Origin of the sequence: Nakamurella sp. UYEF19, from assembly GCF_040546275.1 — a bacterium.
Taxonomy (GTDB): Bacteria; Actinomycetota; Actinomycetes; order Mycobacteriales; family Nakamurellaceae; genus Nakamurella.
The window spans coordinates 1-19,095 of the sequence record NZ_JBEPNO010000032.1 but is presented as its reverse complement, the minus strand read 5'-3'; the positions used below and the strand labels follow the sequence as shown (position 1 = coordinate 19,095).

The 19,095-nt window shown below is 65.5% G+C and carries 18 protein-coding genes, 1 tRNA gene and 3 pseudogenes; 6 read left to right on the top strand and 16 right to left on the bottom strand.

All coding sequences use genetic code 11. From position 1 onward, the window contains the following. Nucleotides 1-2: 2 nt before the first annotated feature. The gene (locus tag ABIB25_RS26420) at nucleotides 3-362 is read right to left on the bottom strand and encodes a hypothetical protein (RefSeq protein ID WP_354531506.1); all 360 of its coding nucleotides are present in this window, start codon (nucleotides 360-362) and stop codon (nucleotides 3-5) included. Here ABIB25_RS26420 and ABIB25_RS26415 point away from each other — a divergent pair. Next, on the top strand, nucleotides 343-2,181 hold the full coding sequence (locus ABIB25_RS26415) for a potassium transporter Kup (RefSeq protein WP_354531505.1): 1,839 nt from the start codon (nucleotides 343-345) through the stop codon (nucleotides 2,179-2,181). The two genes, ABIB25_RS26420 and ABIB25_RS26415, sit on opposite strands and share 20 nt — an antisense overlap. A 280-nt stretch (nucleotides 2,182-2,461) precedes the next feature. On the opposite strand, the pseudogene ABIB25_RS26410 reads toward ABIB25_RS26415, so the two are convergent. From ABIB25_RS26410 to ABIB25_RS26375, 8 genes and pseudogenes are all read right to left on the bottom strand, one after another. Then, nucleotides 2,462-2,779, bottom strand: a pseudogene (locus tag ABIB25_RS26410) (YhjD/YihY/BrkB family envelope integrity protein); the annotation flags it as partial. A gap of 236 nt (nucleotides 2,780-3,015) precedes the next feature. After that, complete coding sequence (locus ABIB25_RS26405) at nucleotides 3,016-3,966, bottom strand: mechanosensitive ion channel family protein (protein ID WP_354531504.1); 951 nt, start codon at nucleotides 3,964-3,966, stop codon at nucleotides 3,016-3,018. An 8-nt stretch (nucleotides 3,967-3,974) separates the two neighbouring features. Continuing rightward, complete coding sequence (locus ABIB25_RS26400) at nucleotides 3,975-5,336, bottom strand: DUF2254 domain-containing protein (RefSeq protein WP_354531503.1); 1,362 nt, start codon at nucleotides 5,334-5,336, stop codon at nucleotides 3,975-3,977. Nucleotides 5,337-5,409: 73 nt separating this feature from the next. Further along, nucleotides 5,410-6,363: an ROK family protein gene (locus tag ABIB25_RS26395; RefSeq protein ID WP_354531535.1), complete on the bottom strand. Its 954-nt coding sequence runs from the start codon at nucleotides 6,361-6,363 to the stop codon at nucleotides 5,410-5,412. 142 nt (nucleotides 6,364-6,505) lie between these two features. After that, nucleotides 6,506-6,937, bottom strand: a complete 432-nt coding sequence (locus tag ABIB25_RS26390) for a PRC-barrel domain-containing protein (RefSeq protein ID WP_354531502.1) — start codon at nucleotides 6,935-6,937, stop codon at nucleotides 6,506-6,508. Beyond that, nucleotides 6,937-7,530, bottom strand: a complete 594-nt coding sequence (locus ABIB25_RS26385) for a PRC-barrel domain-containing protein (RefSeq protein WP_354531501.1) — start codon at nucleotides 7,528-7,530, stop codon at nucleotides 6,937-6,939. The genes ABIB25_RS26390 and ABIB25_RS26385 overlap by 1 nt, the downstream gene beginning before the upstream one ends. Continuing rightward, nucleotides 7,527-7,658, bottom strand: a complete 132-nt coding sequence (locus ABIB25_RS26380; protein ID WP_354531500.1) for a hypothetical protein — start codon at nucleotides 7,656-7,658, stop codon at nucleotides 7,527-7,529. The genes ABIB25_RS26385 and ABIB25_RS26380 overlap by 4 nt, the downstream gene beginning before the upstream one ends. Nucleotides 7,659-7,838: 180 nt before the next feature. Then, nucleotides 7,839-8,663: pseudogene (locus ABIB25_RS26375) on the bottom strand (tyrosine-type recombinase/integrase). A gap of 238 nt (nucleotides 8,664-8,901) precedes the next feature. Between ABIB25_RS26375 and ABIB25_RS26370 the strand changes: the two are divergent. The 4 genes from ABIB25_RS26370 (at nucleotide 8,902) to ABIB25_RS26355 (ending at nucleotide 12,700) form a co-directional block, all read left to right on the top strand. Continuing rightward, nucleotides 8,902-8,997, top strand: a tRNA-OTHER gene (locus ABIB25_RS26370). Between the two features lie 295 nt (nucleotides 8,998-9,292). Next, entirely contained in the window at nucleotides 9,293-10,462 is a 1,170-nt protein-coding gene (locus ABIB25_RS26365; RefSeq protein WP_354531499.1) for a tyrosine-type recombinase/integrase, read from the top strand. A 625-nt stretch (nucleotides 10,463-11,087) separates the two neighbouring features. Further along, complete coding sequence (locus ABIB25_RS26360) at nucleotides 11,088-11,882, top strand: SDR family NAD(P)-dependent oxidoreductase (protein ID WP_354531498.1); 795 nt, start codon at nucleotides 11,088-11,090, stop codon at nucleotides 11,880-11,882. A gap of 20 nt (nucleotides 11,883-11,902) precedes the next feature. Next, nucleotides 11,903-12,700, top strand: coding sequence for an SDR family oxidoreductase (locus tag ABIB25_RS26355; RefSeq protein ID WP_354531497.1), 798 nt, complete (start codon nucleotides 11,903-11,905; stop codon nucleotides 12,698-12,700). A gap of 134 nt (nucleotides 12,701-12,834) precedes the next feature. Here ABIB25_RS26355 and ABIB25_RS26350 read toward each other — a convergent pair whose 3' ends face one another. Further along, the gene (locus ABIB25_RS26350) at nucleotides 12,835-13,761 is read right to left on the bottom strand and encodes a LysR family transcriptional regulator (protein WP_354531496.1); all 927 of its coding nucleotides are present in this window, start codon (nucleotides 13,759-13,761) and stop codon (nucleotides 12,835-12,837) included. Between the two features lie 282 nt (nucleotides 13,762-14,043). Here ABIB25_RS26350 and ABIB25_RS26345 point away from each other — a divergent pair, with 282 nt between their 5' ends. Further along, entirely contained in the window at nucleotides 14,044-14,988 is a 945-nt protein-coding gene (locus ABIB25_RS26345) for a DMT family transporter (RefSeq protein WP_354531495.1), read from the top strand. Between the two features lie 41 nt (nucleotides 14,989-15,029). Here the strand turns inward: ABIB25_RS26345 and ABIB25_RS26340 are convergent, their stop codons facing one another. From ABIB25_RS26340 to ABIB25_RS26315, 6 genes and pseudogenes are all read right to left on the bottom strand, one after another. Beyond that, entirely contained in the window at nucleotides 15,030-15,737 is a 708-nt protein-coding gene (locus ABIB25_RS26340; RefSeq protein WP_354531494.1) for a type 1 glutamine amidotransferase domain-containing protein, read from the bottom strand. A 98-nt stretch (nucleotides 15,738-15,835) separates the two neighbouring features. Beyond that, nucleotides 15,836-16,468: an amidohydrolase family protein gene (locus ABIB25_RS26335; protein WP_354531493.1), complete on the bottom strand. Its 633-nt coding sequence runs from the start codon at nucleotides 16,466-16,468 to the stop codon at nucleotides 15,836-15,838. Further along, on the bottom strand, nucleotides 16,465-16,812 hold the full coding sequence (locus tag ABIB25_RS26330; RefSeq protein ID WP_354531492.1) for a nuclear transport factor 2 family protein: 348 nt from the start codon (nucleotides 16,810-16,812) through the stop codon (nucleotides 16,465-16,467). The genes ABIB25_RS26335 and ABIB25_RS26330 overlap by 4 nt, the downstream gene beginning before the upstream one ends. A gap of 39 nt (nucleotides 16,813-16,851) precedes the next feature. Continuing rightward, on the bottom strand, nucleotides 16,852-17,253 hold the full coding sequence (locus ABIB25_RS26325) for a nuclear transport factor 2 family protein (protein WP_354531491.1): 402 nt from the start codon (nucleotides 17,251-17,253) through the stop codon (nucleotides 16,852-16,854). 16 nt (nucleotides 17,254-17,269) lie between these two features. Continuing rightward, the gene (locus tag ABIB25_RS26320) at nucleotides 17,270-18,136 is read right to left on the bottom strand and encodes an SDR family NAD(P)-dependent oxidoreductase (protein WP_354531490.1); all 867 of its coding nucleotides are present in this window, start codon (nucleotides 18,134-18,136) and stop codon (nucleotides 17,270-17,272) included. An 85-nt stretch (nucleotides 18,137-18,221) separates the two neighbouring features. Further along, a pseudogene (locus ABIB25_RS26315) lies at nucleotides 18,222-18,992 on the bottom strand (SDR family NAD(P)-dependent oxidoreductase); the annotation flags it as partial. Nucleotides 18,993-19,095: the final 103 nt, after the last annotated feature.

Sequence of the window (19,095 nt, the reverse complement as noted above, 5' to 3'; positions counted from 1 at the left end):
AGTCAGCAGAGGCCGGTCCGGGAGTGACCACGGGTTTCCAGGCCGAGGCCGCGCACAGGTTCGAGCTTGGCCAGCCGCAGGCTGTTCGGCACCACGAACAGTGACGACAGCGCCATGGCCGCGCTGTCCAGCAACGGGTCGGCGAAACCATCGCCGCAACGAGGCGCCGCCCGCGATTTCACCGCAGATGCGAAATACCGGAATGATGGCCGGATGACGCGTTCTGATTCGGCGGCGCCCAGATCTTCACCGGCACGGACGGGGGGACCATCACCGGCCGCCGGCCCGGTCGGCCGCCTCAGATCTGGCGGCGCAGCCTTGGTTCTGGCCTCGCTGGGTGTGGTGTTCGGTGACATCGGCACCAGCCCGTTGTATGCGCTGCACACGGTCTTCTCGATCGACGGCGGGGCCGTCGCTCCGACCGCCAATGATGTGTACGGCGTGTTGTCACTCATCGTCTGGTCGGTGACGGTCATCGTCTCGGTCAAGTACGTCGGAGTCATCATGCGTGCCGACAACGACGGCGAAGGCGGCGTGATGGCGCTCGCCGCTCTCGCCGGACGGCTCTACGCCGGGCGTCCCCGCGCTTCCCTCCTGCTCGTCGTCGGCATCCTGGGTGTTGCGCTGTTCTACGGTGATTCGATCATCACGCCTGCCATCAGCGTGCTGTCCGCCGTCGAGGGCCTGCAGGTCGCAGCGCCGCAACTCGCGCAGCTGGTCGTGCCGGTCGCGGCCGTGATCCTCACACTGCTGTTCGCCGCGCAGCGATTCGGTACCGGCAGGGTTGGTCGATTCTTCGGTCCGATCACGCTCCTGTGGTTCGTGGTGCTGGCCATCGCCGGGCTCGCACAGGTGGTGAAGGATCCGGGTGCTCTGCGAGGTCTGTCACCCACGTATGCGGTGTCATTCGTCGGCGCCCATCCCGGTACGGCCTTCATCGCCATGGGTGCGGTCGTCCTGGTCATCACCGGCGCGGAGGCGCTGTACGCCGACATGGGCCATTTCGGTCGGGGCCCGATAGCCCGGGCCTGGTTCTGGGTCGTCTTCCCGGCTCTGACGTTGAACTATCTGGGCCAGGCCGCGCTGATCATCCGCAACCCCGCTGCGATCGACAACCCCTTCTTCCGGTTGTTCCCGGCATGGGCGCAGTTGCCGATGGTCATCCTGGCCACCGCAGCCACGATCATCGCCAGCCAGGCCGTGATCTCCGGCGCCTTCTCGCTGTCCCGTCAGGCAGTGCAGCTCGGCCTGCTACCACCGGTGCGGATACGGCAGACATCCGAGCAGGAGGGTGGTCAGGTGTTCCTGCCGGCGGTCAACGCAATCTTGTTCGTCGGGGTTCTGGTCGTCATGTTGGCGTTCCGGTCCTCGTCTCGGCTGGCCACCGCTTACGGGGTCTCGGTGACGGGGGCTTTGGTGATCGACACGCTGCTGCTCCTGATCGTGGCCAGGGCGCTCTGGCGGTGGAAGGCGTGGAAGATTCTGCTCGCTGCGGTCGCCTTCGGCGGGCTGGAGCTGACGTTCCTGGCCGGCAACCTGTCGAAGGTCGTCCATGGCGGATGGCTGCCGCTGCTGATCGCTGCCGTGGTCTTCATCGCGATGACCACGTGGCGGCGCGGGCGGGAAATTCTCAATCGCAACGGCCGCCTCAAGGAAGGACCTCTGGACGAGTTCATCAGCGAGCTGACAGCACGCGGCGTTCCCCGGGTCCCTGGGACCGCGGTGTTTCCGCATCCTGGCAAGGATTCGACGCCGCTGGCCATGCGCGCAAACGTCGAGCACAACCACGTCCTGCACGAGGGGGTCATCATCGTGTCGGCCAGCGCCGAGAACGTTCCCCACGTTCCTGCCGACGAGCGGGTCACCGTCGACCATCTGGGGGCCACCGACGACGGCATTCAGCACGTCGCCGTTCGATATGGATTTTCCGACAAACCCGACCTCCCTGCAGCATTGCAGGCCGCTGCTGCCGCCGGCCTGTTCGTGCCCGGTACCGGCGACCTGGCCACAGCATCGTATTTTCTGTCCCGCGGGACCATCGCGCGCACCCGCGGGAAAGGGATGGCCGGCTGGCGCAAATCCCTTTTCATCGCGATGGCCCACAACGCCTCGAACCCATCCATCTACTTCGGGCTACCCCAGGACAGGACCATCACTACTGGCAGCACCGTCGATCTGTAGCGGTTGATATCGGGAGGCGGCCACCGATCCGGGGGATCAGGTCATCGCTGCGGTTGCCGGCCGCGGACGGCGTTGATCTCGGCGCCGAAGATCTGACTCGAGGTTAGTAGATACAACCAGGTCAGAAGGATGAGCCCCCGCCCAGTGAACCCAACGTGGCGCTCAGCCGGACCGCCACCGACACATAAAGGGGGGAGCACGCCGGGTCCGAGGGTGAAGGCAGCCAACAGGATGGTCGCGAGATCAGCATGACCAGGCCGGCAAGGACGACGGCGCGGATTCATTCCCTGCGCGGGGCGCGGTTCGGGACTTCTGCTATCTGTGACAGGGCCCGTTGGAGCGACCGCATGCAACGGGCCAGCAGGAACACCGCTGCCACGGTTCCCAGACCGAGCAGATTGCCGTTGCCTGCCTGCAGCAGCGAGTCGGCATAATCTGCTGCAACGGTCCCTCGCGTGGTGAGCACGATCCTCAGCAGACGAGCAAGGTCCGCAGAAACGAGCTGCGCAGCATTCCCACCAAATGCCGGGCGTTCCACCCGCAGTACCGCGACCAGGGTCAGGATGGCCGGCAGCAGTGCAAGGGCTGCGAAGAACGCGGCTTCGGCAGCTCCGACCGGTCAGCTGATGGCCGCCGGCCGCCGCGAGCACCCGCCGAGTGGTCACCCAGAACCTTCGACGCAGCGACCGTCCACCGCCACGCGGAGCGCTGGTCGCCGGGGGCAGCACCGGTGCGCGAGGCCGGTCGAGGCCGTCATCCGAGGCCCGTCATCTGTGCGGATCTTGGTCGTGGCCGGACGGAGTCGTGGTGGGTTGAAATTCTGGGGCCCAATTTTCACTGGGGCCCAATTTTCACTGGCGGGAGTCCGACGATGTCGTAGGTAGCGGAGGCGATGCCGATTCCGGCCTTGTCGAGGCCGGTGAGGATGTCACGGCTCATCCGGTCCTTGATGTCGCGCACACCGCGCTGCGGGACGAGGAAGCGCAGGGACAATTCCAACCAGTTGTCGGTGATCCGCCAGTACACGGCTGGGTCCAGGGACGCGTCCGAGAGTGCGTAGCGGGATTGCATGGAGGCGAGCGACTGTTGCGCGTTCCGGTCGTCGACCAGTGCGTGTCGGTGTGCGGCGGCCAGCAGAATCCGCTCGGCCTCGCCGCGGTCGGCGGTGTAGGAGATGGGCAGCACCATCTCTTCCCAGAGGTAGGGGAATTCGCGGGTGTAGTTGTAGACGGGGTCGGAGAAGATGACGCCATTGGTCACGGTGACCAGCCGACCGGTGTACTGGCGGGAATGCACCCATACCGCTGGATCCGAGCTGGACACCGCCGGTGGTTGGCCCATCTCCATGATGGTGGTCTTGAGGAACCCGAGCCGCACGACGTCGCCTCGGACCCCGCCCAGGGTGATCCGGTCGCCGACGGCGAAGGTGTCGCCGCGCAGAATGACGAAGTAGGCGGCGAGAGCGGTGATGACCTGTTGGAGGGCGAAGGCCAGGCCGGCGGTGACCAGCCCGACGCCGGTGGAGACGTCGGTGGTCGGGGTGATCCAGATGGACAGCACCCCAAGGACCATGAGCACCGCCACGACGACCTGGACCCCCTGGCGGGTCCAGAACCGGCGGGTGTCGGCCACGGCTCCCCCCAGCAGTCGGCGGGATAGCCACATCGCCGCCCGCCGGGCCAGTAGCAACACCACGACCAGCACCACCGTGAACAGCAACTTGATGCCGGTGGTGGCACTGATGCCGACCAGGGTGACGCCGAAGATCTGGACTGGGGCAGGCACTGCGGCAATCAATTCGGGTAATCCTTCTTCTTCGTGGGATTGGCGAGCAAGTCCTCCACCAGGGCCGCCTTGGCCTCAAGTTGATGCATTTGCACGGTGTCGAAATTCTGGGCGTCGACGGTTGCTCGCAGGCGGGAGAGTTGGCTGCTCACCACAGGATGCTGGCTGGTCGGGAATCGCCAGGCCAGTTCGCCGAGCAGGTCGAAAAGTCTGCTCATCACGGCGGGATCTCCCGCGCCGTAACGACGGGGCTGGGTCAACGCCGAATCGACCAGCTCGGCCAGGTCGGGCTGTTGCAGAACCGCACGCACCTTCCCCTCGGGGTCACGCAGCACTACCGGACCGAGGTCCCGGTCGCCGAGTTCGCACAACAGTGCCGAGATGTGAGCCAGAGCGTGTACCGCGGTGGTCGGGTCGTTGATGCCCGGGGACAGGGCCTTGTTGGCCACGTCGGTCAGCTGCCGTAGTCCGTAGCCGACGTCCTGCGCGGCCGTCCTTTCGTAGCCCAGGGACACGCAGTGGGCGACCCGTTCTTGCAATCGATCCCATGCCGAGGCGCCCAGGACCCCGTCGGGCGACCAAGCCCGGCCCAGTGGTGTGCCTTGCACCACGGAACTGCCTGGATGCGTCTGGATGATCACCACCGCATCGGCGTCGACAGCCGCAGAAAGGATCGCGTCGTGATCCAGGCCGGTCACAAATCCCGACGTGTCCGCAAGTACCGGTTCGGCTCGGTCCGGAATTGCTGGGATGTCCGAACGGAGCTCGCGGCGGTTCAAGAAGTCCAGCACTGCATCCACAGTCGCGGTGGCATCGCGGTGGACGTCGCGCAGCATCGTCTCCACCCTGATCTGGCGGGCCAGATGCGCCAGGAACACGACGAGGCCGATGACGCTGCCGACAGCGAGGACGAAGGAGGTGGTCACCGAAATGCGCGGTACGAATGCGATCTGGCCGTCGGAACCGTTTCTGACCGACCGCAGGACGGTCAGGGAGAAGGTAAAGGTCGCCAGGAACAGACCCAGGGTGGCCTGGACGAAGATGTCGCTGGTGAAAGTCCGGAGAAGACGGGGCGAGAACTGACTGCTCGCCAGCTGCAGGGTGACCACGGTCAGCGAGAACGTCAGGGACGTCACCGTGATCAACGAACTGGACACCGCCCCCAGTACGGACCGGGCCGCGTCTGCGTCGCCGCCGAACAGGATGCCGCCCAACCAGGACGGCACTGATGCATCCACGGTGGCGTCCAGGTGGGGGAGCAGCACCCCGACGACGGCGGCGATGATGACGGCGGCCACCGGCAGCGGCCACAACTGGCTCCGGACCCTGTCCCGCGTCGTGGACCAGAGGTTGCGCACCGGGCTGCTCACTGCACTGCCTTTCGTCCTGCGTCGAACATCGTCTGTGATCGGGTCTTTGCCCCGCCGGACCGTGCGGAACCCTTCAGGCCGACACGGCCAGCGCCCGGCCCAGGGTCGCCGCCCCGACCACACCCGCGTCGTCGCCCAGTGTCGAGACGACGAATTGCAGGTCCGGGTTGGGTTGGAGCATCCATGGGGTGCAGGCGTCCGCGATGCGGTCCGCCAACGTCGAACCCATCTTCTCGGCCAGTCCGCCACCGATCACCACCAGGTCCAGATCCAGCAGGTTGACGACTGAACCGACTGCCACGCCCAGAGTCTCGATCGCCGTGTCGAACAGCTCCCCGGCCATCTCGTCGCCCTCGTCCAGCGCTCGCGCCCAGACCTTGGAGGTGAGGTTTCCCTTCTGCTCCTCGTCCCGGATGGCGAACAGCGAGGTCGACCGACCGGCGTCCACCATGGCTGTCGCGATACCTCTCATCGACCGGCGACCGGCGTAGGCCTCGGCGCAGCCCCGACGACCGCAGGTGCACAACGCGCCCCCCTGCCTCACCACCATGTGCCCGATCTCCCCGGCACAGCCGTGGGAGCCGGTGAACGGCCGGCCATCCAGGATCAGGCCCCCGCCGATGCCGGTCCCCATCCACAGGCCCAGCACGTTGCGGACGCCGACGGCTGCGCCTGCGACCCACTCGCCGAGCAGACCGACGTTGGCGTCGTTACCCAGCGCGATGGGCACGTCGATCCGGGTTCCCAGCTCGTCGACGAGATCGACCTTCTCGGTCCAGTTCTGCAGATTGGGAACGGTCAGCACCCGGCCCTGGTCGACCACACCGGGAATGCCCACTCCAACGGCAATCGGTCTGTCGCCCAACGATTGGACCAATTCCGCGATGGTGTCCAGTACTTCCGCTGGACCACCCGTCGGGGTGTTCGCCTTTGCCCGGCCGTGCACCTGGTGGTCGGCCGAAACCAGACCGACCTCGATGTTCGTGCCTCCCACGTCGACACCGGCAACCAGCAGGTCCGGGCTCATCTTTCCCACGCAATCATCTGAGGTGACCTCGATCTTCCCGGGCGAGCAGGCTGTCGGCCGTCATCGACCTGACAATGCCATGGCGGTTGGCAACTCGGAGCCCGGAGCGGAGCAGGTGGCCATGCCGCCACAGCCGAAGCTTTCAGACCTTGACGATGACTGCGTAGGACCCGACACCCAGCAGGGTTTGTCCGTCGACCGGCTGGTCGTCGGTGAGGATGCCCAGGATGGTGCCGTCGGCCGGGTCGAAGTCGACGTCGCGGACGACGCCGATCTGCAGGCCGGCGGTGGTGAGGATCTTTTTCTTGACGATGGTGTGGGCCTTGCTGTTGAGCTCGGCGAAGTGACCTTCCTCGGCGACGATGAGGTGCTCACCGGCGACCGTGACGGCGTCGACGCCGAAGGCGGTGATGTCCGACCACGGCAAGATGGTGCCGGTGACCGGGGTTTTCTTCAGCGACAGCGCGACGACCTTGCCGACCGCGGGATCGATGACCAGCGCGTCGATGTGGCCGACGGTGGAGGCGTTGCCGGTACTGACGACCTTGTGTCCGACTGCTTCGGAGAACAACATCAGGACGCTCCTCCCAGCTGCGAACGGAACGCGTCGATGGCGGATCCGAAGCTTGCCAGGTCGTCTGTCAGGTAGTTGGCCGCGGCGGCCGGAACCATCAGGTGCTCACCGGAGGCCGACAGGGTGTCGGGCAATGGGATCAGCAGCGGGAGTTTGCCGCGTCCCAGAGTTTCGGCAGGGTCGATCTGGTAGCCGACGACATCGGCCTGGCCGCCCTGGGTGTCGCCGATGCCGATGATGACGTCGGAGACGCGACCCAGCGACGTGCCGGCGTCGGTGAGGACCTCGGATTTGAGGATGTCGGCCCGGCCGGAGCTGACCGGTCCGTCGGCGGCGTCGAACAGATCGGCCAGCGGGACGAGTGCGTCTTCGGATTCGATGATGACGGCGTCCTGACCGAGCCCGACGACGGCTGCCCAGGGCAGTCCGACTTTGAGTGGTCCGGCGAACAGTCCGCGGCCAGCAAGCGTGAACGCGCCGATCTCGCCGCCGTTGGCGGCGTAGACGATGTCCTTGATCTGGGCGACATCCTCACCGCCGTAGGTGACGACGACACGTTGCGCCAGCTCGCTGGCCCTGACCAGGGTGCTCATTTCTTACCTCTCTTGCGATCGTTGATGATGACTCCACCGCTGCGACGCCTGGCCTGGACGGCGATGAAGGCCCCCAGGACCACCAGGATGATGACGATGACGATGATCAACCACACCCACCACTGCATGAGCTGCCTCTTGTCTGAAACTGGGGCGCACTTCGCCCTGGGTGTTCGGGGTCAACTGCGGGGGATCAAAATTTCGTAAAGCTACGCCTGGACGCTGCGCGCTAACTGGATTACCTGTGCCGATCCGATTGAAACAAGCGCCGCAGGCGATGTGTTCACGGGTGGTGCGGTTCGTGTAGGTCAGTCGAAGAGCCGGAGTTGGCCGGGGTGAGAGTCCCGGTCGGGCTGGGTGTGGCTCGAGCGGAGGTGGGGGAGTCGGTCGACGGCGGCGGTTCGCTGTTTGAGTGGTACGTCGACGTAGATGGCGGTGGTGGCCAGGGATTCGTGGCCCATGAGTTCTTTGATGACGAGGGAGTCGACGCCTGCTTCTCGGAGGGCGGAGCCGAACCAGTGGCGCAGGGCATGGGGTGTGCCGGGGATGCCGGCGCGGTCCATGACGTTGGAGATACTCGAGCTGACGGAGTTACCCAGCATGGGTCCGCCGGCGAGGTGTTTGGTGTTGCCGACGTAGGTGGGGAACTACCATCCGCGCCGCGGCATGACAACAGCCAGGTCCTTCAGGATCGGGTGCAGGGGTACCTGCCGTTCCTTGTCGCCCTTACCGATGACCGTGATGGTGTTGACGACGGTGTCGACGTCGTCGGCCTTGATGGCGGCAATCTCGCTGACCCGGAGTCCGGCGTAGGCGGCGAGCAGGATCATCGCCCGGGTGCGCTTGTACATGCGGGTGTCGAGGAGGATCGTCAGGTGTTCGTCGGCGACCGGCCGGGGTCGGCCCTTCTTCACCTTGGGGGTGGTGGCGATCAGAGTCGGGTCATCGGCCCGCCGGCCGGTGATGATGAGCCACTTGCACCAGGCGCGGATGGCGCCGTGGTAGTTGGCGCGGGTGGCTTTGGCCCAGGCGGTGGAGGTCAGGAACCGGTCGACGCCCTGCGGGGTGATCGAAGCGGCGTCGGGGATGCGGCGGAGGATGGTGAGGCGGTCGGTGATGGTCTTGTCGGACATGCCGCGGCCGCGTTGCCAGAGCACCCAGTCCTGCAGTAGTTGCTCCTGAGCATCTGGCTGAGGGAGAGTGTCGGGGTGTGCTGCGGAGTATCGGCTAGCCACAGTCGATGTCACGACCGGATGACCCGTTCGCCTCTCGCAGACGGGCGTGGAGGGCACCTCGGTAGGTTGTCGTTGTCTGCAGACAAACCGGAGATCTTCGCGATAGTAGGTTGTTTCGTTCAGAGGCGCGCATCAGGCGAGCTGGGTCAAAGCATCTGGTGGAACCAATCTCCGACGTCTCGGTGCAAATGGAAGGATCAGAAGGTTGGGGGTTCGAATCCCTCCAGGCGCACTTCCAAATCGGCTTTAGCGCAGTGTATCTCGTGACGTCGAGGCTATGCACTCGACTGGGGCATCCCAACAACCATCCCAACAACTGTTGGGATGGTCGAACTTGGGAGTCGTGGCTTCTTTCTGGCCGCGAGCAGACTGCTCGGCAATCGACTGATCCGCGCAGTTGGACCTGGACGCGTGAGTGCGTCGACGTCGCCGGTACCTATCCAGCTCGGCGTCCAGCAAGGCTGTTCCTATCCTGACCAGCAGGTTCGCTGATGTCATCGGCTCGAGGGATCGATACCGTGGTCCAGATGAACAGTCATCGAGGGAGCGGATCGTTGCGGGAGCGGCGGCCGGGTGTGTGGGAAGTGCGGGTGGCTTTGGGTGCTGATCCGGTGAGCGGCCGGAGCCGGGTCCGTTCGTTGACGGGGCACGGCGACCGCAAAGTTGCCCAGATCGCGAGGGCACGGTGGGCGGAGGAGGCCGATCGGATCAGGATCCGCGGCCACGCCCGGGCCGGACTGACGGTGGCGGACCTGCTCGAGGACTGGTTGGCCACCGATCATGGTTGGCGGCCCTCAACTTTGGCGGGGAACCGATCGGCGGCCGGGTACGTGGCCCGGGATCGTCTGGGTAGCCGCGTCGTCACCGACGTGAGCCCCGCGGTCGTTCGCGCCATTCTCGCAGCGTGGCGCGATGCTGGGTGGACGGACCCGACGATCTACGCCCGGATCCGGGTCCTGCGGTCTGCGATCTCCTGGGCCTATTCGGAGCGGATCCTGGACATGCATCCGCTCGACGGCATGCGCAGTCCCCCCGCCACCGGTGTGCGGATGCACGCCACCCTCGATCAGATCCGAGACCTGCTGGCCCACTCCCAGCGTGGTGTCCAAGAGGCCACCGCTGATCTGGATAGCACTGGGCCGGGGTGGGCGCGGCTGCACCGAGCTGAGCAGGTGCAGTTGATGACGGAACTGGCCGCCGACTCCGGTGCACGCCGCGGCGAACTCGCCGCGCTACAACTCTCCGACCTGGTGGGTGACGTGCTGACCATTTCCCGCGGCACGTCCAACGAGATCGTCGGTCCGACGAAGACCAACCGGGTTCGGCGGCTGACGCTCAGCCCCACCACGGCGGCGCTGTGGCGAGACCAAGTGGAAGTTTGGCGGGATCGGCATGGCGAGAGCCATTTCGGGCCATGGCTGTTCTCGGCTGCACCTGATCATTCGATCCGGCTGACCACCGGATGCTTGGGCAACTGGTTCTCCGCGCTGTGTCACGACGCGGGCCATCCGGACGTGACGTTGCACCGGCTGCGGCATTCGGTGGCCACGTTCCTGGTCGAACGAGGCGACATCCTCGCCGCCCAGTACCGGCTCGGTCACCGCGACGCCGGGACAACGCTTCGGACCTACAGTCACGTGCTGCCGATGACCGACCACCAAGCCGCCACCACGCTAGAGCTGCTCCTGCACCCGTAGCTTGTAGATATCACCAACGCTTGGAGCTCGCCGGACTCTGGATGCGGGTGCCGGTGGCCGGCGGCGTCGCCGTCGTCGTCGTTCGTCGACAGGCAAGCCACTGGCGTCATCTCGGTGATCTGGGGGGTGGCAACGAACCCGCTAGGTAGCCCGAGGAGGCTGAGCTTGACGGAATGAGGGCCAACTCGGCGTCGATTCGACCCGCGTTCGGGGCGATGGCGGCCCGTTGGCGTGGTGAGCATCGCGTGCTTGACGACGGGGGAAGTCGTTGCCGGGGTGGCAATCGGTTCCATGCTGCGCCAGCCCTCCCTGGCAGCCAGCAAGTCGGGCGTCGTGGGCGCCTATGGAACTAGCATCCGGGCGCTCTGTCGGCCCCGGTTTCTACCGGGTCCTCACCAGGCTCGATGTGACTTCACGCTGACTCTCGCGGGGTGCTGCCGGCCTGTGGGGAGCGCTGCTGGCCCTTCCTCGCCAGTCCTACCGTCATTCGACTGATGTAGACGCACTCTCCACAACCGCACCCTGAGCAGGCATCACGACCCGCGGAACTCCGATGGTCGCCACCCTTGTCGCACCGACTCGGCGGCGCGCTCTCCGCCCGATCGTTGCACCGGAAAGGCGTCGCATGTCGCGTGTTCTGATCACTGGGTCCAGCGACGGTCTCGGCCGCGCTGCAGCTCAGCTCCTCGCCCAGCAAGGACACGACGTCGTACTACACGGCAGAAATCGCCGGAAAAGTGAGGTTGCCATGACGAGGGTGCCGACGGCCTTGGGTGTTCTCACGGGCGACTTCAGCAAGATCGCAGATATCCGAGACGTCGCGGTCCAAGCGAACAGGCTCGGGACCTTCGACGCGGTCATCCACAACGCCGGTGTCGGCTTCCAGGAAGCCAGCCTCGGCAACACCGTCGACGGCCACTCGCTGGTCCTGAGCGTCAACGTTCTCGCTCCCTACCTTTTGACCGCGCTGATGACGCCGCCGAAACGACTCGTCTACCTCGGCAGTGGCCTGCACCGGTCCGGTGACGACGGTCTGCACGACGTCGACTGGACATCCCGGCCTTGGAACGGATTCCAGGCCCACAACGACAGCAAACTCTTCGACGTCGCCCTGGCCCTCGCGATCGCGCGACTCCGGCCCGCCACGCTGTCCAATGCGCTGGAACCCGGATGGGTAGCGATGCGGATGGGTGGTGCGGGGGCGCCAGACGACTGGAACCTTGCCCATGTCACGCAGGCGTGGCTCGCCGTGACGGACGACCCGGAAGCGACCGTCTCGGGTCGCTACTTCTTCCACCAACGCGATACCGAGTCGCACGCGGCGGCTCTCGACGCTGCCTTTCAAGATCATCTGCTCGAATGCCTCCCGCGTCTCACTGGCGTGACCATGCCAGGGCCAGCATTGGCGAGCAGGGGATGAGCGCACCGCGAAGGGGAACTATGAACACGCAAGAACCACCGATCATCAGCGATTCGTTGAACGGCCGGCGGGCATTGGTCACGGGCGGCAGCAAGGGCATGGGAGCGGCCATCGCAGCACGGCTCGCCGCAGCCGGCGCCCTGGTGATGGTGACCGCACGTCACTGGGTCGAGATGGCCGATCCGTCGCTGTTCGTCGTCGCCGACGTCCGTACGCCCGAGGGAACCCGGGCCGTCGTAGAGGCCGTCCATCAGCGTCTCGGTGGCCTCGATATCCTCGTCAACACCGTCGGCGGGTCGAACGCCGGACCCGGCGGATTTCGTGCCATGACCGACGCCCAGTGGCAGGCCGATCTCGACCTGAATCTACTCGGTGCGGTGCGTCTGGACCGTGCACTCATTCCGGGCATGATCGCCGCAGGTTTCGGCGCGGTCGTGCATGTCACCTCCATTCAGCGTCGACTGCCCCTGTTCGATGCGACCCTGGGTTACGCGGCTGCCAAGGCCGCACTCACCACCTACAGCAAAGCCCTTGCCACCGAGATCGCCCCGTACGGCGTGCGTGTCAACACCGTCGCACCGGGATTCACGCAGACTGCGGGAGCCGGCGGCCTCATCGAGCGCATCGCCACTGGCCAGCAGATCAGCCATGAAGCGGCCCTTCAGCAGGTGATGGACTCGCTCGGCGGAATTCCTCTCGGGCATCCGGCCCAACCTGGTGACGTAGCCGAGATGGTCGCCTTCCTGGTCAGCGACCGCGCGGGCTCGGTCACCGGCGCCGAGTTCGTCATCGACGGCGGAACGATCCCGACCGTGTGACCGTCCGGTCGTGGTCGGGTACACGGCCGCCTGGGCGCTACGCCGAGAAGGTAGCAGCAGCAACCGGTCCCGGCCTGAGCCTCCGGTTGCCTCGCGGCCCCAGCCCGCACGTGGGGCTGGACCCTGACCTGGGACTAGATCGTGGCGGTACGAGCCTGCCGCCGGTTGCTCACACGGCCGGGGTGGCGTGGAAAGCGTTGTGCGGCTGCAGCTTTGAGGAGGTCGGTGAGCCGATGTATACCGGGGTCGGCGGCGCTGGGCTCCCGCACCATCGCAAAATCGTGACGGTGGACCGCGGCGGTCAGGGGTCGAAGCGTCACCGTGTCGGGCAGCACGTCGATGGTCAGTTCGGGGATGAGCGCGACGCCGGTTCCGGCACCGACCAGTGCGAGAATGGCGGCGAAGTCTGACGTCTCGGCAACGATCTTCGGGGCGAACCCGGCAGCCCCGCACGCCCTTTGCACCATTTCGTGGCAGGTCCACCGGGTGTGTGGGACGACCCAGTCGCTGTCGGCGTAGTCGGCCAGGTTGACCGCGGAGGACGGCCCGCCGGCGCTGGTGGCCAGGTAGACATTTTCCGAGACCAGCAGAGCGGCGGTCAGGCCGTTGCCGTCCGGTCCTGGCATGTTGGAGTAGGAGTGGGTGACCGCGAGGTCGACGTCGCCGGCGGCCAGAGCCACCACCGCGTCCTGGGGTTCCAATTCCAGTAGCTGCAGCGTCAGGCCCAGCTCGGGTCGGTCGCGCACGGTTTTCCAGACGTCGGCGACCAGGGTGCGGCAGGCGGAGGGGAACGCGGCGATCCGGTAGGTCCCCACGGTGCCCTCACGCAGGGCGTGGATTTCCATCTCGGTGATTTCCAGCAGGTCGACCACCTCCTGGCCGTGCTTGGCCAGCAGCCGGCCCGCGGGGGTGAGCAGCAGTTTACGGCCGTGCTTCTCGGTCAGTGGCAGCCCGATCTGTCGTTCGAGGGCCGCGAGCTGCATCGAGACGCCGGGCGCCGTCTGTTGCAGTGATTCGGCGACGGCTGCGAGTGTGCCCAGCCGGTCGAGCTCGGCGAGCATGCGAAGTTTGCGGGCGTCTAACACATCACGGGAGGTTACGGCTGATCAGTCTTAAAGTAAATAGCGTCGACAGCTGGCAGTTCCCGACGTCGCCAAGCCGGCGTCGCCGAGAGTCGACCGGGTGACAATCCGACAGTAGTTTAGGCGCCCTCGCTCCCGTAAGAGAACCCTGGACCAGCGCACCGATGCCGGACGGTCGGGTGTCAACAGGTAATTGTCAATGATCTAAAAGCTGTCCGATGCTTACTGGACGTGATGCTCGAGAGAAGCGACGATGGCTGGGTGGCTCATTCTCGCGCGCTGGTAGCTGGTCTTGGTGTCGTGGTCCTCTGGGCCAGCGCCTTCCCGGCGGTACGGGTAGCTGTGCCCGAATTCGGGGCGGCCGCACTGTCCCTCGCCCGGCTGTTGGTGGCCACGGTTGCACTGCTGGCGATGGCCCCGCTGTTCAAAGTGAAACTGCCCCGGTGGCGGGATGTCCCGCTCATTCTGGGTTGCGGGCTCTTCGGCATGGCCGCCTACCAAGTGTTGCTGAATTGGGGTGAGGTCAGTGTTCCGGCCGGCACGGCCAGCATGATCATCGCTGCGGCCCCGTTGGTCAGCGTCGGAGTCGCAGCGGTTGTCTTTCGGGAAAAACTGACCATGGTCAAGGTCGTCGGGAGTGCAGTGGCCGTCGCCGGCGTCGCCGTCGTGGCCTCCGCCCGTTCAGAGCTGTCGCTCTCCTCTGCGGTCTGGATTCTCATCGGAGCCACCATCGTGCAGGGGGTCTACCACCCGATGATTAGACCGTTGCTGCACCGCTACAGCGGCGTCGAGGTCGCCACCTACGCCATGGTCGCGGGCACCCTCATGCTGCTGCCGCTACTCCCTGGCTCCTGGGGACATCTCACCTCGGCGTCCGTCGGCGCATGGTGGTCGGTGGTCTATCTCGGGGTGTTCCCGTCCGCCGTCGGGTTCGTGCTCTGGGGATACGCGGTCGGCCGACTGCCGATGATCACCTCGACATCGCTGCTGTATCTGGTCCCGGCGTTCGCGGTGCTGATCGCCTACGTCTGGCTGGGCGAGGTGCCGGTGATCGGCGAACTGGTGGGCGGCGTCATCGTTCTGATCGGCGTGGTCACCGTCGGGCTCGGCGGCCCCATCAGCCGGCGCCTACGCGGCCACCACCAGAAGCGCGAGCGAACGGCCGCCCCGATCGGTGTAGTGGAGTCCACCACCACGTCGGCCTGATGGCCAGCGAAGGTAGAGACCACCGGGTGGCCGCGGACGGGTCAGCTCGTACGGGCCAACGCTGCGACCAGCTTTGTCGCCACATCTGTTGCAGACGCGGGGTTCTGGCCGGTGATGAGGTTCCGGTCGACGACCACGAACGGTGACCAGGGCTGGTGGGCGATGTATTTCGCGCCTTCAGCCCGTAGCCGTGACTCCAAGGTGAACAGCGCGGCTACGCCCGTTCCACCCAGTCGTTCCTCCTCGTCGCTGTAGCCGGTCATCTCGTAGCCGTCGTACAGGCATTGCCCGTCGGTGGTTCTCGCCGACAGCAACCCGATGGTGCCGTGGCAGGTGGTGACGATCGGTGCGACCCTGCGCTGCAGGGCGATCAGAATGCGGCCCAGATCGAAGTCGGCGTAGAGGTCCTCCATCGGCCCGTGGCCGCCGGGAATGTAGATGGCATCGATCATGGTCGGGTCGACATCGGCTAGAGCTGAGGGATGCTCGACGATCTCGGCCATCGCGGACAGCTCGGCACGAATCTGCGCCGATCGTTGCGCCGAGCCGGTCATGGACTCGTCGAGGCTGTACTGCTGGACGGGCGCAGCGACCCCAGCCGGCGTCGCCACCAGCACACTGTGGCCCGCTGACTGGAAGATGGCGTAGGGGTCCAGGAATTCATCCGCCCAGAATCCGGCCGGCACCGTGGTGCCATCGCGCATCGTCCACACGGATGAGCCGGTCAGAGCGATCAAGACTGTGGTCATGCGAGTTTCCTTTGTTGTTGAGGTGGGATGTACGGGAATGCCTCGCCGAGCGACCTTTGGCCGCAGTGCATACCTATCGCGGGGCTGGTTACTCTCAGCTAGCTGTGTTGGGCCTGGAGCAGGTGAGATTGGTTGCGGTGCAGGAGTTCACGTGCCTTGTCGACGTGCGCGCCGGTGAGCTGACCGCGACGTTTGACGATGTCGCCGCCGACGATGACGGATTCCACGTCGGCGGGGCCGGCGCCCAGCCCCATGACGGCGACTGGGTCGCCGTAGCCGTCGAGATGTGGTGAGCGCATGTCGATGATGGTGACGTCGGCCTGCTTGCCCGGGGTGAGGGTTCCGATGTCGCTTTCCATGCGTAGCACCCGTGCGCCGCCCAAGGTGGCCATTCGCAGCATGTCTCGTTGGTGCAGGTCCACGACTGGGACCTGTTCGCCTCGTGCCAAGGCGTCCCGGTTGGCCTGGGATCGCTCTGCCGCCAGGGCGAGCCGCATCTCGGAGAACAGATCCGTACCCGCGCTGCAGATGGTGTCCACTCCGAAGCCGGCGGTGATGTGGCGGGCCAAGGCCTGCCCCGTTGCCGGGTAGGTGCCGAACTGCATCAACAGGTCCGTGGTGGGGGTAATGGTGATGGTCCCGCCGGTGGCGGCGATGAGGTCGAATTCGTCACCGAGATCCTCGTCAACGGTGACGATGTGGCCGTGCTGGATCAACAGTTGCCGGGTCACGGCGCGATGAGCAGATCTTGGATGGCGTCCTGGGAGGGGGTGAGGGTGAATCGGTAGCGAAGGTCGACGATCCCTCCGGGGAAGTTGCCCTCGAGACGGTTCACGACGGTGGTCGTCATGGCGTCGTGTTCGGTTTTCACGGGGGTGACGGTGAAGGTGAATTCTCCTCCGGTTTTGCTCATCCAGGTGGCGATGGCCTCGCGACCCTGATAGGTGTGGCCCTCGTCGGTCACGGTCGCGGTAGCGGCGAACAGTTCCACCGGGTCCTGCGGGTCCCCCCCGGTGGTGCGAGCGAAGTAGTCGGCCACGGCCGCAGGTAGTGCCGCAGTGCTGATGTCGATCATGAGGTTCGGCCTTTCGGATCGGAGAGCCTGGCCGGGGGGTCAGGTGGTGCGGGGAAGGAAGAAGGCGTTCATGGCGTCGATGTCGGACAGGTGGGTGTCGGCGGTGGCGATCCGTCCGTTACGGACGGTGCAGACCGTTCCGAGATGTTCGTCCAGGATCAGGTCGCCGCGGCGACCGGTGTTGTGCAACTTGATGATGAAGCTGTCGGTCCCGAACATCACGTACTCGAAGCCGATGCGTATCCCGTAGCTACCGATGAGTTGCGCCTGGGCGGCGATCTGGTCGACGCCGGTGGACGTGCCGGTCAAGGTGTTGTCGCCGGGGAAGGTCCACGTCGCATCGGGCGTGAGAATGCCCGTCAGGGCCGGCCAGTCTCTGGTCGATATGGCCTGGAAGAACTGGTGGGCCAGAAATTGGGTTGAAGGAGCAATGGTTGTCATGTGCGGACCTTTGCTGTCAAGTGGATGTGGCGGATACCGGGAAGTCGACGAAATCGGCTCGGGCGCTCAGCGGCGCCCACCGGGCGGTCTCGGCTGCTCGCTGGGCTTCGGCCTGCTGGGTCATGGCGACAGCGCCGGCGCCCAGCAGCAGCCGTCGGGGCGGATCTTGGTTGTTGATGGCGTCGAGGATCACCTGCGCGCCTCGGCGGGGATCACCTGCTTGTGTTCCGTTCGTGTCGGCTCGGTAGCGGTTGATGTCACCGACGGTCTGGTCGTAGTCGGCGCCGACGGGGTGCAGAGTCATCGACGATCCCTGCCAGTCGGTGCGGAATGCACCCGGCTCGACGATCACCACCCGGATGTTGAACGGCTCGACTTCGCTGGCCAATACTTCGGAGAATCCTTCGACGCCGAACTTGGCGGTTTGGTACGCACCCATGCCGGGAGTACCGCCGACGCGACCGCCGACCGAGGAGAATTGGACGAAGGTGCCGCTGCGCTGCTGCCGTAGCACTGGTAGTGCCGCGCGGGTCACGTTGATCACCCCGAACAGGTTGGTTTCTATCTGCGCACGGAAATCGTCCTCGGCCATCTCTTCGATGGGTGCGCTGTTGGCGTATCCGGCGTTGTTGACCACGACGTCCAACCCGCCGAACGCCGTCACTGCTGCCTTCACCGCGGCTCGCGCTGCGGCGGGGCTCGTGACGTCAAGGGGAACCGCCCGGACGCGGGGCCCGTACTGGCTGATCAGGTCGTCAAGGTCCGCCGGACGGCGGGCGGTGGCGACGACCGAGTCCCCGTTTTCCAAGGCGACCTTGGCCAGTTCGAGGCCAAATCCTCTGGAGCTCCCGGTGATCATCCAAACCTTGTTCTTCTCTGTCATTTCTTCTATTATCCCTTCGCTATTTCGAGGTGTTCATGACGGCGCGTTTCCTTGAATGCGGCGATAACTCCTGTGCCGAGTGAAGTCAGGCAGCAAAGTCGGTGCTCAGCGCGACACGCTCTCCGGCAATGTAGTCGGCTCTCAGATCATCCAGCTTCGCGCCGATCTTTTCGTAGGCGTCCCGTCCCAGAATGATCCGGTGCGGCACCTTGCCGACAGTGAGAGCGGTGTAGATCGCCTGCGCAGCCAAGACCGGATCGCCGGGAAACATGCTGTCGTCCATGCCTTCCATCGCAGTTCGGAAGGCGCCGGAGGTGGCTCCGTAGGCATCAATTCTGGTCCCTGAGAACGCGGTCCGGGAACCGATCCCAGTGCGGAAGGATCCTGGCTCGATCAACGTTGCCTGGAGCCCGAGTGGTTCGATCTCCTGCCACAGCGCTTCGGTGACACCCTCGAGCGCGAACTTGCTCGAGGAGTAGTACCCGTTGGCGGCCAGGCTGGCCAGGCCATCCATCGACGACATGTTCGCGATGATCCCGTGACCCCGCCGCCGCATATCCGGCAGGGCCAGCCGCAGGAGAGCCACGGCTCCGAAGAAGTTGACCTCAAATATCTTCCGATAGTCGTCTTCCTCCTGTTCTTCGATGGCGCCGAGGAAGTCGATGCCGGCGTTGTTCACCAGAACGTCGATCGCCCCGAAACGAGCTTGCGCCCGGGTGACAACGGCTTTCCGTTGTTCGGCACTGGTCACGTCAAGTGGCACGGCCAGAGCCGCTTCCGGGAATTTTGCGGCCAGCTCCTGCATGGAATGGACGGATCGCGCGGCCAGCACAGCTTTGTCGCCATTCTTCAGTACGCATGTGGCTAGCCTCGCGCTTTCATGCGGGTGCTGAGGTCGGCGTTTCGAAGTAGGCGAAAGGTGCTCTCACCTGCGATAATGATGGCCTCTAAGGTCAACA

Excerpts from the sequence above, each read along its gene's own strand:
- ABIB25_RS26395 (WP_354531535.1), bottom strand. The coding sequence starts at position 6,363 with ATGAGCCCGGACCTGCTGGTTGCCGGTGTCGACGTGGGAGGCACGAAC.
- ABIB25_RS26390 (WP_354531502.1), bottom strand. The coding sequence starts at position 6,937 with ATGTTGTTCTCCGAAGCAGTCGGACACAAGGTCGTCAGTACCGGCAAC.
- ABIB25_RS26385 (WP_354531501.1), bottom strand. The coding sequence starts at position 7,530 with ATGAGCACCCTGGTCAGGGCCAGCGAGCTGGCGCAACGTGTCGTCGTC.
- ABIB25_RS26380 (WP_354531500.1), bottom strand. The coding sequence starts at position 7,658 with ATGCAGTGGTGGGTGTGGTTGATCATCGTCATCGTCATCATCCTGGTG.
- ABIB25_RS26365 (WP_354531499.1), top strand. The coding sequence starts at position 9,293 with ATGAACAGTCATCGAGGGAGCGGATCGTTGCGGGAGCGGCGGCCGGGT.
- ABIB25_RS26360 (WP_354531498.1), top strand. The coding sequence starts at position 11,088 with ATGTCGCGTGTTCTGATCACTGGGTCCAGCGACGGTCTCGGCCGCGCT.
- ABIB25_RS26355 (WP_354531497.1), top strand. The coding sequence starts at position 11,903 with ATGAACACGCAAGAACCACCGATCATCAGCGATTCGTTGAACGGCCGG.
- ABIB25_RS26350 (WP_354531496.1), bottom strand. The coding sequence starts at position 13,761 with ATGCTCGCCGAGCTCGACCGGCTGGGCACACTCGCAGCCGTCGCCGAA.
- ABIB25_RS26340 (WP_354531494.1), bottom strand. The coding sequence starts at position 15,737 with ATGACCACAGTCTTGATCGCTCTGACCGGCTCATCCGTGTGGACGATG.
- ABIB25_RS26330 (WP_354531492.1), bottom strand. The coding sequence starts at position 16,812 with ATGATCGACATCAGCACTGCGGCACTACCTGCGGCCGTGGCCGACTAC.
- ABIB25_RS26325 (WP_354531491.1), bottom strand. The coding sequence starts at position 17,253 with ATGACAACCATTGCTCCTTCAACCCAATTTCTGGCCCACCAGTTCTTC.
- ABIB25_RS26320 (WP_354531490.1), bottom strand. The coding sequence starts at position 18,136 with ATGACAGAGAAGAACAAGGTTTGGATGATCACCGGGAGCTCCAGAGGA.